Source organism: Streptococcus sp. Marseille-Q8145 (assembly GCF_965112035.1).
Genome location: NZ_CBCOPQ010000002.1, coordinates 26,337 through 39,259, shown reverse-complemented (window position 1 = coordinate 39,259; position 12,923 = coordinate 26,337). Strand labels below are relative to the sequence as shown.

Here is a 12,923-nt window from a genome sequence, read left to right as displayed (position 1 = left end):
CAGGAGAAATAAATGGCAAAAAAACAGAAAAATTTGGATGAAATCACAAAGAAATTTGGAGATGAACGCCAAAAAGCTTTGGATAACGCTCTGAAGAATATTGAAAAAGATTTCGGTAAGGGAGCCATTATGCGTCTGGGCGAGCGAGCGGAGCAAAAGGTTCAAGTCATGAGTTCAGGCTCTCTGGCTTTGGATATCGCCCTTGGTGCGGGTGGTTATCCTAAAGGGCGGATTATTGAGATTTACGGTCCAGAGTCTTCTGGTAAGACAACCGTTGCTCTTCATGCAGTGGCTCAAGCTCAAAAAGAAGGCGGCATCGCAGCCTTTATCGATGCAGAGCACGCTTTGGATCCGTCATACGCTGCAGCTCTGGGTGTAAACATTGATGAGTTGCTGCTGTCACAACCAGACTCAGGGGAGCAAGGTCTTGAAATTGCAGGAAAATTGATTGACTCTGGTGCAGTTGATTTGGTCGTTGTCGACTCAGTTGCGGCTCTTGTACCTCGTGCAGAAATCGATGGAGATATCGGGGACAGCCACGTTGGTTTGCAGGCTCGGATGATGAGTCAGGCCATGCGCAAACTGTCTGCTTCTATCAACAAAACTAAGACGATTGCCATCTTTATCAATCAGCTACGTGAAAAAGTTGGTGTTATGTTTGGAAATCCTGAAACAACACCAGGTGGACGTGCTTTGAAGTTCTACGCTTCTGTTCGTCTGGATGTTCGTGGCAATACCCAAATCAAGGGTACAGGCGATGCGAAGGATACCAATGTCGGTAAGGAAACTAAAATCAAGGTCGTTAAAAACAAGGTGGCTCCACCATTCAAGGAAGCCTTTGTGGAAATCATGTACGGAGAAGGTATTTCTAAGACAGGCGAGCTGATTAAGATTGCGACTGACTTGGATATCATCAAAAAAGCTGGTGCTTGGTACTCCTACAATGATGAAAAAATCGGCCAAGGTTCTGAAAATGCGAAGAAATATTTGGCTGATCATCCAGAAGTCTTTGATGAAATCGACCGTCAAGTCCGTGTACGTTACGGCTTGATTGAAGATGATGAGCCAGCAGAAGCAGTGAAGGGTAAGGCTGAGGCTCCTCTTGAAAAATTAGAAGAAGTGACTCTTGATCTAGACGATGCCTTTGATATTGAGGAATAATTTTTCAAAATAGGTCGCAAGACCGATGGTTTTTGTGGTATAATATACTACGATAGTAGTATCGTGTAGCGAAAGGAGTACTTGCATGATCACAATTTATACGGTTTCAAGTTGTACTAGCTGCAAAAAAGCAAAGACCTGGCTAAACGCCCATCAATTGACTTACAAGGAGCAAAACCTTGGTAAGGAAGGAATTACCAAAGAAGAAATTCTTGATATTTTAGCAAAAACTGAAAATGGCATTGCCAGCATTGTATCTTCAAAAAACCGTTATGCAAAAGGACTCGGTGTTGATATTGAAGATTTGAGTGTAAACGAAGTTATTGACATTATCATGGAAACACCGCGGATTCTGAAAAGTCCGATTTTGGTGGATGACAAGCGTCTCCAAGTTGGTTACAAGGAAGATGATATCCGTGCCTTCTTACCTCGTGCAGTGCGCAATGTTGAGAATACAGAAGCTCGCTTACGAGCAGCTCTATAATTAGATAAGGAAAGGCGCCTTTTAGGCTGCCTTTTTCTGTCTAATTACCCAAAAATGATTGACAAGCGGTTAAACTATGATACAATATCTCTGAGGAGGACAGAACGTGAAGAAATTTTTACTAATTTTTGGCTTAGTAGCTGTGATATTGACTGGCTGCGCTCATAAGAAAGCAGACAAGCCAAAGGGGAAAAAAGAGGAAATTACAACTAATCTTCCCATTATCAGTCAGGCTGAAAAGCAGGAAGTCATCACCAAGAAACTAGTTTTCCCAAAAGATGAGCAAGGAATTCAATCTAGTCAAATTATCACTTATCAAGGGAAACGTTTTATCAAGGTGATTATGGAGAGAATTACTCCAACGGATGATAGTATCAAAAATGCGATTAAAGAAGTGGGGCTGGAGGAGACTCAACGGCTCTTGGACGAATCAATGCAAAAGGATACGGACTATACTCAGGCAAAAACTGTTGCTGGTTTTACCGGAACCGTTCAGATTCTTAATGAAAATGAAATGAAAATCACGTCAACTTATGATTTTGACAATTTGGATATTGAAAAGGCACTCACTTTAAATTATTTTAAAAATAGCAATCTAAAAGAAATGACAAAGATGCCACCTGAAGAATATATCAATAATTTATTGATGAACGGGGCTGAGGAGCAACAGTAAGGAAGCTTCTTGTCAATCATAGAAAACCAAAAAGGAGAAAGAAATGAAAAAATCAGTAGTACTTTTAATGGCTAGCTTGGCGGTGTTGACAGCTTGTGGACAACAATCACATAGTGGAAAAGCTGGTAGCAATCAGTCTGTTCAAAGCAAGGCAAAAGATAAATCGGTTACCAAGTCTTATCAGTTAAATCAAAAGGTACAAGGTCTTGATCAAACGATGACCTTGACAGTTACCTACGCGGGCAAGAAGTATGAAAAGGTGAATATTGCTATTTCACAAAATTTGCCAGAAGAAGCTAAGTCTGCCTTAGCTGGTCAAGACTTGTCCTCTCTGCAAGAAGAGGTGAGCAAGAGCTTCAAGCAAAGTTCAGGAGTGGATAAACTTGAACAAGTAAAAGGTATAGAAGTGAATGTTAAAGTGACTGAAAAAGGCACTGTTGATATTGATTTTATTATCGATCCGACAAATCTTGATTATGATGCGGCTTCTAAAGTACCGACCTATGGGCCAATCTTTAGCCAAATGAAGTCTCAGACTCCAGAAGAATTTATCAAGTCCTTCCAAGATGAAGGGGGCAAGGAAATTAGCAATCCGTCCTAATATTTTTGATGAAAACTAGTCTTTGAAAAGGGCTAGTTTTTTGATGGGAAGGAGCGGTAAATAGTTGAAAAAATGTCGAAAAAGTAGAAAATTTACATGGATTAAGTTTGTGAAACTGCTGTAATTATGCTATAATGATGGTATTCTTAGAGAAAGAGGGTGTAATTGTGGGATTTACAGACGAAACTGTACGTTTTAATCTTGATGATTCAAACAAAAAAGAAATTAGCGAGACTTTGACCGATGTCTACAAGTCACTCAATGATAAGGGCTATAATCCAATCAATCAAATCGTAGGTTACGTGCTGAGTGGAGATCCTGCTTATGTGCCTCGTTATAATAATGCTCGAAATCAGATTCGTAAATACGAACGCGATGAAATCGTAGAAGAACTGGTGCGTTATTATTTGAAAGGGCAAGGCATTGACCTCTGATGAGAATTATGGGACTAGATGTCGGCTCGAAAACAGTAGGCGTTGCAATTAGCGATCCACTTGGCTTCACCGCTCAGGGGCTTGAAATCATTCAGATTGATGAAGAGAAAGAGCAGTTCGGTTTTGAGCGTTTGACGGAGCTTGTCGAGCAATATAAGGTGGACAAGTTTGTGCTTGGCCTCCCTAAAAATATGAACAATACCAGCGGTCCACGAGTGGAAGCGAGTAAGGCTTATGGCGAGAAGATTGCCCAGCTTTTCCAAATTCCGGTCGAGTATCAGGACGAGCGTCTGACGACAGTGGCTGCTGAGCGCATGCTGATTGAACAGGCGGATGTCAGCCGCAGCAAGCGCAAAAAAGTGATTGATAAATTGGCGGCTCAGCTAATTTTACAAAATTATTTAGATAGAAACTTTTAGAAAGAATTGAGGAAACAATTATGGCACACGATCATAATCATGACCACGAACAGGCACAGCCTGAATTGATTACCTTGGTAGATGAGCAAGGGAACGAGAATTTATTTGAAATTCTTCTGACCATTGATGGTAAGGAAGAGTTCGGAAAAAATTACGTACTTTTGGTACCAGTAAATGCTGAAGAAGATGAGAACGGCGAAGTTGAAATCCAAGCTTACTCATTTACAGAAAATGAAGACGGTACAGAAGGCGAGTTGGAGCCAATCCCAGAAGACTCTGATGCAGAGTGGGATATGATTGAAGAAGTCTTCAACAGCTTTATGGAGGAGTAAAAAGGTCCGGGGGACCTTTTTAGCCCGAGCTTGAAAACTAGAGAGCGAGGAAGGTCTGGGGGACCTTTTTAGCCTGAGCTTAAAAACTAGAAAGCGAGGAAGGTCTGGGAGACCTTTTTAGCCTGAACTTAGAAACTAGAAAATCAGCCAGTTGGAGAACTTATCACGGCTTGGCCATAGCTAGTTTCTTTACAAAGAATAGAAAAGAGAGAGAAGCGAGTGGCGATTCACATTTGAAGTCCGCTTCGCTTCTCTTTTTATGTAGGAAAAATGATGAATGAGATTGAAAAATGGTTGAATGGTCGTATTGGCCTAAACTTTCGTTCAGGTCTGGAACGGATGCAGAGAGCAGTAGACTTGCTGGGGAATCCTGAAGGGGCTTATCCAGTCATTCATGTGACGGGAACGAATGGCAAGGGCTCTACCATTGCTTTTATGCGGAATTTATTTGCCAATCAGGGGAAAAAGGTAGCTAGCTTTACATCTCCGCATATGGTCAGCGTCCATGACCGCATTTGTATCAATAGTTTGCCGATTTCGGATGCTGATTTTGTTCGCTTAGGGCGGCAGATTCAGGAGATGGAGAAAGAATTGATCAAGACTCACGACCAGCTATCCTATTTTGAAATCTTGACCTTGCTGGCCTTTCTTTATTTCAGAGAGGAGAGGGTTGATCTGGCTCTCATCGAGGTGGGAATTGGCGGACTTCTAGATACGACCAATATCTTGGATGGGCAAGTTTCAGTGGTCACATCGGTAGGCTTGGATCATCAGGAGACGTTGGGGCAGACGCTTACAGCGATTGCAGAGCAGAAGGCTGGCATTTTCAAAAAAGGTCGTTCAGCAGTCATTGGTCCCTTGCCGGAGGAGGCTCGTCAGGTCTGTGAGCAGCGGGCAGCAAGTTTGGACTTGGATTTGTATGAATATGGACGAGATTTTTCGTTTTCTGATGGCTCTTTTAAGAATCAAGATCTTCTTTTATCGCATGTAACCTTGGGACTGCAGGGTGCTTACCAAGAAGAAAATGCAGCGCTGGCTTTGCAGGCTTTTCTGCTTTTTATGAAGCAAATGGGCTGGGAAATTGATTTTTCTCTGCTTCCTTCTTCTTTGCGAAAGACCCATTGGGCGGGGCGGCTAGAGGAAATTCGTCCGAATATCTATCTGGACGGTGCCCATAATTTACCAGCTTTGGCGCGTTTGGTCGAGTTTATCAAGAGCCAGAAGGGCAAGACATGCAGCCTGCTGTTTGGAGCTTTAAAGCGCAAGGATTACAGCGGTATGCTGACCTATTTGCAGGAGAACTTGCCAGAGGTTCAGGTGACGGTGACCAGCTTTGACTATGGGGAATCTGTGGGGCAGGCAGAAGCTGCGGACTTTGACTATGTGGCGAATTATAGAGCCTTTATCGAGAATTTCAAACAAGAGCAGACGGCTGACCAAGTTCTTTTTGTAACGGGCTCACTTTATTTTATTGCAGAGGTTCGAGCCTACCTCCAGAGTGTATAAGTTGACCATAGAAAGCCCTGTTTGGTAAAATAGAAGTGGAACAAAGAAAGGAGAAACAAAATGAAAGTTTCAAAAAAATTAGTTCTTTCAGCCCTTACGGCTATGGCCGCTTTTGTATTGGTAGCTTGTGGCAACTCTGGTCAAAATCCATCCAATCAGGCTGCCCAATCTCAAGCGAGTTCCTCTGTTTCTCAGTCATCTGAGACAGTGTCATCAAATAGCAAGGCAAGTAGCAATACAAACAATAGCACAAATACTAGTAGTTCAGAGGCTTTTACTTCCAGTCAAACGGCTGCTAGTGACTTAGATGGGACCTATAAGGCCACTCATGAAGGTGATGCTTTAACTCTAGAAGTTTCTGGAAATAAAGGAACCCTGACCAAGGTCGAGCGCGATGGTGAGCAGGAAATTGAACAGGTGCAAGTTGATCCAACTAATCAAACCATGATCGTTGGAGATGATGTTAAGCGTTATCGAGTAGAGGGCAATCAATTGACTCTGGAAGATTTATCGCAGGAAAACGATGATGACGACATAATCGTCTTCACCAAACAATAATTTTCAAAAAGAAATATCCTACAAAAGGCTGGACAGATGCTCCAGCTTTTTGTGTGTTTGGATAATGGAGTGCAGGAACTTCCTTTAACCTTGGACTAGAGACTATTTTATTTTAAAAAGTTTTGAAATTGCTGCTAATTATTGTTATACTAGATGAAATATGAAACGAGGGAGGATTGAGATGGATCTAGGCAAGTTTCGTTTGCTGATGTCCAAGTATGGTTTCAGCATCATTATCATGTTACTAGAATTATTTCTTGTTTTTGCGGCCTTTTTCTATTTTAATCTGTTAGTGCCCAATTGGTTGTCAGCCCTTGTCATTGTTTCTTTATATATTGGGACTATCTTGGCGATTGTCAATCGGAATATGCCTCCCGAAAGCAAGGTGACTTGGATCTTATTTGCAGTTGTGCCCGTTTTTGGCTTCTTGCTCTATCTCATGATCGGGGAGCGACGCCTTTCCAAAAAAGAAATTCAGCAGCTGGAAAAAATGGACTCAATGAAGTTTCGAGAGGACAACAGCTATGACTTGCGAGTTGAACTCAAGCAGGAAAATAAATCAGCTTTCGGAATTGTCAAGTCCTTGCTGAGTATGGATCACAATGCAGATGTCTACGATGGCACGGCTTCGCAGTATTTCTCCCTTGGTGAAGAGATGTTTGAGGCTATGCTGGATGATTTGCGCTCAGCCAAGAAATTCATTTTTCTGGAATTTTATATCATTGATCCAGGTTTGATGTGGAATCGTGTCCTTGATATTTTGGTAGATAAAGTCCAGCAGGGAGTTGAAGTCAAGTTGCTCTACGATGACATTGGCTGTATGGCGACCCTCCCAGGAGATTATACGAAAAGGCTGCGCAAAATGGGAATTGATGCCCATAAGTTTAATAAGGTGATTCCGCGGATGACGGTGGCCTATAATAATCGTGACCACCGCAAGATTTTGGTGGTAGATGGACAAGTCGGCTATACAGGCGGAATCAATCTGGCAGACGAGTATATCAACCATATCGTGCGCTTCGGGCATTGGAAAGATGGCGGTGTCCGTTTGGAAGGTCGAGCAGTGAAGGCTTTGACACGTCTTTTCTTGATGAATTGGTACATCAATCGCGGGGAAATTACGGATTTTGACCGTTACCATTTTGATAGCCAGCGAGTGGAAGGCAAAGGGCTTTATATCCCGTATGGTAGCGGGCCCAAGCCGATTTATAAGGAACAGGTGGGCAAGGCTGTCTACCAGAATATCATCAATCAAGCCATCGATTATGTCTATATCACGACTCCTTATTTGATTATTGACTATGATTTGACAGAGGATATCAAAAATGCAGCCATGAGAGGGGTGGATGTTCGCATTGTGACGCCATTTATTCCTGATAAGAAGCTGATTCAGATAGTCACTCGTGGTGCCTATCCAGACTTGCTGGAGGCTGGTGTTAGGATTTATGAGTATACTCCTGGTTTTATCCACAGTAAAAACGTTATTTCGGACGATGAGTTAGCCGTGGTCGGAACCATTAATTTTGACTACCGTAGTCTGGTGCATCATTATGAAAATGCTGTTCTTATGTATCAGACAGAAGCGATTGCGGACATTAAGCAGGATTTTGAAGACTTGTTTGACATTTCCAAAGAAATCTCCCTTGAAACCCTTCAGAATAGCTGGTACCAGCGTTTATTGAAGGAAATCATGCAATTATTTGCTCCGCTACTTTAAAGAGGCTGGGACAAAAGTCCTAGCCTCTCAATTGTCTTTGGATTGTCGAGCAAGACGCAGTGGTTGAGTGGGCTCTATTACGCTGATTTCATCAGCTTTTACAGCCCTACTCAACTGTGCGGAGGTGGGACGACGAAATCGAATTCTAACGAATTACCGATTTCTGTCCCACTCTCTTTTTTCTGTCTTTTACTGAGACATTAGCTGCCAATCATGCTTTCTTGTGATTACTGCCTTTATTTTACGAATAGTAAATCGGGAGCAGAGAATCAAGGGAGGATTAAAGATGGAAATGGCAAAAATAATTTATCGGCTTCCTTGTCCAGAAAAGCGGCCAGTTTACCTGAGATTTCGCGATTTGGAGCGTTTGGCAAAGAAGGGACAAAAGGAGAAAGGAAGCCAAGATAAGGCTGACAGAAAGAGTGCTTTTTGATATACTATATAGTATGGAAATCAAGGAGAACTTTTATGAATGATAGAAACCGACAGGAAAATGTGGAAATTTCAGTATCTTTATCCGCAGAGACCTGGCAAAATACGAATGAGAGACGGCGGATAGAAAAAGTAATCGAGCCGCTTCCCTCCTTTCGATTATTTGTGTGGAGCATCTTGGTCAGTCTGACTAGCGTGTTCAACCCTCTACTGACTAACTTAGCTACCAACCTGCAGTCGCAGAATCTGTACGCTGGCTGGGCGCTGGCTCAGGGAGAGGTTGCCTATGCAAACATATATGGAACCAGCGGTCTCCTCTACTATTTGCTGAGCTGGTTGGGGAATTTGTTCCTTGGTCCGGTAGTGTTTCTACTCTTCCAAGTAGTGGCCCTGACCTTGGCAGGAATTTATCTCTTCCAAACAATTACGCATATAACGGTTAGGACTGGTCTGGCTCGCCAGATTACAATCTTGTTTTATTTGTTTGTACTGACGCTGGGATTTGGCGGAACTTATTCTATGATTTTTGCCTTTCCATTTATCTTTTGGAGTTTGTCCCATCTAGTGAAGTACTTACAAGGGCGTGTCCGCGATGAATCTTTCATTCGTTTTGGAATGGTTGGAGCCTTGGCTTTTCTAATCGAGCCAGCTTTTAGTCTGTTTTTTTACTCATTGACAACGCTGTTTTTGCTTCTGTATAATATCACTGACAAGCGAAAAGCGCGTGGTTTTTATCAATTGCTAGCAGTTCTATTAGGTTTTTCTTTAGTCTTTTATCCACTGGGCTACTATACGGTTTTGAATGGTTCCTTTGGTGTGGCGATTAGCCAAGTGACTTATGTTCTAGAGGCTTTTCGTCTCAATAGCAGCTATTTATTAGATCATTTGCTCTATTACGGTTTGCTCTTCCTAGGTTTAGGTTTTGCGACAGCGCTGATGACGGCTTTTGCTTTCAAAGAAGAGCCAACTGCTGCGCGTGGCATGCGCTTTATTGGGCTACTAGGCCTCCCTATTAGCTTTGTTGGAGTTTTAGGTCTGCCAGAGAAGGGCGCTTATCAATTGTTGACGACTCTGCCTTTTGCCTTACTATTACTAGCCTTGTGGCTGGATACAGGTGGGGACAGGGATGAACATGAAAGACGCCACCGTAAGCCTACCCAGGCTTCTAGCTGGAATCGTTACTTGGGCAAGCAACTCTTTCTGCCTTTGCTTGCGATGCTTTATCTCGTAGCTTATCCGTTTGTAAATGAGTATATTCTATCCAACGGAGTTTCAGCAGAGAGAAATCTGGCTGCCCAACATATTCGTGAAAACAGCACTAGCAAGGATAGCATTTATGCTTGGGACAATACAGCTAGCCTCTATAAAAAATCGCAGCGTTTATCCGCTGTTTCTATACTGAGTCCGTCGCTTTATACAGGAACGGAGGAAAATCGCATTTTCTTGCGTAATGCTTTAAACGAGTCAAGTCCAAAGTTTATCTTAGTCAATAAAGATGTGAAACTCTTTTCGGATGTGAAAAAGAAAATTTCTCAAGATTATGAAGAAGTGAACCTAAAACTCAATCACTTCAAGCTTTATCAAATCAAGTAATTAAATCAATATGTTGTGTGTAAAATAAAAAAATAACAATTTTACCACAACATATTGATTTTTTATTTTGGAGTGATATAATGTTTGGTAGATGATTAATTGAGAAGAGGGAGTGCTTGTGATGATTTTAAGAGAAGCCAAATTTGATACAGCGCCCGCCATCTACGTTGAGAAGCGGGACGGCCGGAGAGTGAATTTTGATGTGAGCAAGATTTATAAGGCTATGGTGCGGGCTGCTCAGGACCTTGGTCCCATGACGCCTATGCTGGAAGCTAAACTTGAAACCATCACGGACCGTGTTGTGGCAGAAATCAGCAGTCGCTTCGCCAAGTACGTCAAAATCTATGAGATTCAGAACATCGTTGAGCATGAGCTTTTAAATGCCAAGGAATATGCCATTGCAGAGAACTACATCACTTACCGCACCCAACGGGATTTTGAGCGCTCAAAAGCGACTGATATCAACTTTACTATTGACAAGCTCCTCAACAAAGATCGTACAGTAGTCAATGAGAATGCCAATAAGGACAGCGATGTTTTCAATACCCAACGGGATTTGACCGCAGGGATTGTTGGCAAGTCTATTGGGCTTAAGATGCTGCCGCCTCATGTGGCCAATGCCCACCAGAAGGGGGACATCCACTACCATGATTTGGACTACAGCCCTTATACGCCAATGACGAACTGCTGTCTGATTGACTTTGACGGCATGCTGAAAAATGGCTTCAAGATTGGCAATGCAGAAGTAGAGAGTCCCAAGTCTATTCAGACTGCGACAGCGCAAATCTCGCAAATCATTGCCAATGTAGCTTCCAGCCAGTACGGTGGCTGCTCAGCCGATCGGATTGATGAGGTCTTGGCGTCTTATGCTGAGCTTAATTATCAAAAGCACCTCAAGGATGCAGAGCAATGGGTTTTGCCGGATAAGCAGGAAGAGTACGCCTGGGCGAAGACCAAGAAGGACATCTACGATGCCATGCAGTCGCTAGAGTATGAGATCAATACCCTCTTTACCTCTAATGGTCAGACTCCTTTTACTTCGCTGGGCTTTGGTCTGGGGACCAATCGTTTTGAGCGGGAAATTCAGAAGGCTATTCTCAATATCCGTATCAAGGGACTGGGAAGCGAGCACCGCACAGCAATTTTTCCTAAGCTAATTTTCACCCTTAAGCGTGGGCTCAATCTCGAGCCGGGAACGCCTAACTATGACATCAAAGAACTGGCTCTGGAGTGTGCCACTAAGCGCATGTATCCAGATGTGCTTTCCTATGACAAGATTATCGACTTGACTGGATCGTTCAAGGTACCGATGGGCTGCCGTTCTTTCCTGCAAGGCTGGAAGGATGAAAATGGTCAGGAAGTCAACTCTGGCCGTATGAATCTTGGTGTCGTTACTGTCAATCTGCCGCGGATTGCGCTTGAGTCCGAGGGGAATTTGGATAAATTCTGGGAACTTTTTAACGAGCGGATGAATATCGCTGAGGATGCTTTGGTATACCGCGTGGAGCGGACCAAGGAAGCCAGTCCAGCCAATGCACCGATTCTTTATCAGTATGGGGCTTTTGGCAAACGCTTGGGCAAGTACGATCAGGTAGATCAGCTCTTTACTCACCGTCGGGCAACGGTTTCCCTAGGTTATATCGGGCTCTATGAAGTGGCAGCAGTCTTTTACGGCGGTAATTGGGAGACCAATCCAGAAGCCAAGGACTTTACAGTTGCTATTGTCAAAGATATGAAGCGTCGGGTGGAAGAATGGTCCGAGCAGTATGACTATCACTTCTCTGTTTACTCGACGCCATCTGAAAGCCTGACCGACCGCTTCTGCCGTTTGGATACAGAGAAGTTTGGCATCGTTCCAGATATTACTGACAAGGAGTACTATACTAACTCCTTCCACTACGATGTGCGCAAGAATCCAACTCCTTTTGAAAAGCTGGACTTTGAGAAGATTTATCCTGAAGTGGGAGCCTCAGGCGGCTTTATCCACTACTGTGAATACCCTGTTCTTCAGCAAAATCCCAAGGCTCTGGAAGCTGTCTGGGACTATGCCTATGACCGAGTCGGCTATCTGGGAACCAATACACCGATTGACCGCTGTTACAAGTGTAACTTTGAGGGAGATTTTACGCCGACCGAGCGGGGCTTCACCTGTCCAAACTGCGGCAACAGCGATCCTAAAACGGTCGATGTGGTCAAGCGGACCTGCGGTTACTTAGGAAATCCGCAAGCACGTCCGATGGTTAATGGCCGCCACAAGGAAATATCAGCTCGGGTCAAGCACATGAATGGCTCAACTATTAAGTACGAAGGAAATTAAGATGGGAAAGTATCAATTGGACGACAAAGGAAAGGCTCAGGTGCAGCGTTTCCATGAAAAACATTCGCGGGGAGGCAATGGCAAAAAAGAGCGATTAGCCAAACTGCGTCAGCAATTTTTAGAAAAAAACAAGAAATAATAGAAGTCAGAGTGGGGCGCAAGGTGGTCTCACTCTCTTCGTATCAGGAGGATCTATGGAGCTGAGACGACCGAAACTAGAAGACAAGGAAAAGATTTTAGAGATGCTGGCTGACTTTGAAGCAGCTGGTAGCCGACAGGATGGCTTCTTTGGCGGAGCGGATTTTGTTTATGAGGACTGGCTGGAGACGATTCAGCTAGCTGAAGCAGGTCTAGGCTTGCCACAAGGTTTTGTGCCTTACATCCAACTAGTTTCTTTTGCTGCGGATGGTCAGGCTGTAGGCTTTCTCAATCTGCGCTTGCGGCTCAATGACCATTTGCTCCAAGAAGGCGGGCATATCGGTTACAGTATTCGTCCGTCTGCGCGTAGGAAAGGATTGGCCAAAGAGCAGCTGCGGCAAGGTTTGCAAGTAGCCAAAAGTAAAAATATCAAGTGTGCTTTAGTGACTTGCGATTGTGATAATGCTGCCAGTCGGGCAGTGATTCTGGCTAATGGCGGAGCGTTAGAGGATATTCGAGCTGGTAAAGAGCGCTATTGGATTGATTTAGATTGAGGAT

At 43.5% G+C, this 12,923-nt stretch carries 14 protein-coding genes; all 14 read left to right on the top strand.

The window, feature by feature from the left end:
- The first annotated feature begins 12 nt into the window (after positions 1 to 12).
- Positions 13 to 1,161: a recombinase RecA gene (gene recA / locus ACWPVL_RS03355; protein ID WP_454386894.1), complete on the top strand. Its 1,149-nt coding sequence runs from the start codon at positions 13 to 15 to the stop codon at positions 1,159 to 1,161.
- 85 nt (positions 1,162 to 1,246) lie between these two features.
- On the top strand, positions 1,247 to 1,645 hold the full coding sequence (gene spx, locus ACWPVL_RS03350) for a transcriptional regulator Spx (protein WP_005591493.1): 399 nt from the start codon (positions 1,247 to 1,249) through the stop codon (positions 1,643 to 1,645).
- 106 nt (positions 1,646 to 1,751) lie between these two features.
- The gene (locus ACWPVL_RS03345) at positions 1,752 to 2,318 is read left to right on the top strand and encodes an SP0191 family lipoprotein (RefSeq protein ID WP_454386892.1); all 567 of its coding nucleotides are present in this window, start codon (positions 1,752 to 1,754) and stop codon (positions 2,316 to 2,318) included.
- A 43-nt stretch (positions 2,319 to 2,361) separates the two neighbouring features.
- A complete protein-coding gene (locus ACWPVL_RS03340; RefSeq protein WP_454386890.1) occupies positions 2,362 to 2,919 on the top strand; it encodes an SP0191 family lipoprotein in 558 nt (185 codons plus the stop codon).
- A 167-nt stretch (positions 2,920 to 3,086) separates the two neighbouring features.
- Positions 3,087 to 3,353 (top strand): IreB family regulatory phosphoprotein, encoded by a 267-nt coding sequence (locus ACWPVL_RS03335; RefSeq protein ID WP_005592119.1) that lies wholly within the window; start codon positions 3,087 to 3,089, stop codon positions 3,351 to 3,353.
- Positions 3,353 to 3,772 (top strand): Holliday junction resolvase RuvX, encoded by a 420-nt coding sequence (gene ruvX / locus ACWPVL_RS03330; protein WP_005591497.1) that lies wholly within the window; start codon positions 3,353 to 3,355, stop codon positions 3,770 to 3,772. The genes ACWPVL_RS03335 and ruvX overlap by 1 nt, the downstream gene beginning before the upstream one ends.
- A 20-nt stretch (positions 3,773 to 3,792) precedes the next feature.
- The gene (locus tag ACWPVL_RS03325; protein WP_005591498.1) at positions 3,793 to 4,104 is read left to right on the top strand and encodes a DUF1292 domain-containing protein; all 312 of its coding nucleotides are present in this window, start codon (positions 3,793 to 3,795) and stop codon (positions 4,102 to 4,104) included.
- Positions 4,105 to 4,377: 273 nt separating this feature from the next.
- Complete coding sequence (locus ACWPVL_RS03320; protein ID WP_454387663.1) at positions 4,378 to 5,610, top strand: bifunctional folylpolyglutamate synthase/dihydrofolate synthase; 1,233 nt, start codon at positions 4,378 to 4,380, stop codon at positions 5,608 to 5,610.
- Between the two features lie 60 nt (positions 5,611 to 5,670).
- On the top strand, positions 5,671 to 6,168 hold the full coding sequence (locus ACWPVL_RS03315; RefSeq protein WP_454386887.1) for an SP_0198 family lipoprotein: 498 nt from the start codon (positions 5,671 to 5,673) through the stop codon (positions 6,166 to 6,168).
- Positions 6,169 to 6,349: 181 nt separating this feature from the next.
- On the top strand, positions 6,350 to 7,885 hold the full coding sequence (gene cls, locus ACWPVL_RS03310) for a cardiolipin synthase (RefSeq protein WP_454386885.1): 1,536 nt from the start codon (positions 6,350 to 6,352) through the stop codon (positions 7,883 to 7,885).
- Positions 7,886 to 8,353: 468 nt separating this feature from the next.
- A complete protein-coding gene (locus ACWPVL_RS03305; RefSeq protein ID WP_454386883.1) occupies positions 8,354 to 9,910 on the top strand; it encodes a heme transporter CcmD in 1,557 nt (518 codons plus the stop codon).
- Between the two features lie 121 nt (positions 9,911 to 10,031).
- A complete protein-coding gene (gene nrdD / locus ACWPVL_RS03300; protein WP_454386881.1) occupies positions 10,032 to 12,227 on the top strand; it encodes an anaerobic ribonucleoside-triphosphate reductase in 2,196 nt (731 codons plus the stop codon).
- A gap of 1 nt (position 12,228) precedes the next feature.
- Positions 12,229 to 12,366 (top strand): hypothetical protein, encoded by a 138-nt coding sequence (locus ACWPVL_RS03295; RefSeq protein ID WP_005592063.1) that lies wholly within the window; start codon positions 12,229 to 12,231, stop codon positions 12,364 to 12,366.
- 55 nt (positions 12,367 to 12,421) lie between these two features.
- The gene (locus ACWPVL_RS03290; RefSeq protein WP_454386879.1) at positions 12,422 to 12,919 is read left to right on the top strand and encodes a GNAT family N-acetyltransferase; all 498 of its coding nucleotides are present in this window, start codon (positions 12,422 to 12,424) and stop codon (positions 12,917 to 12,919) included.
- Positions 12,920 to 12,923 lie beyond the last annotated feature (4 nt).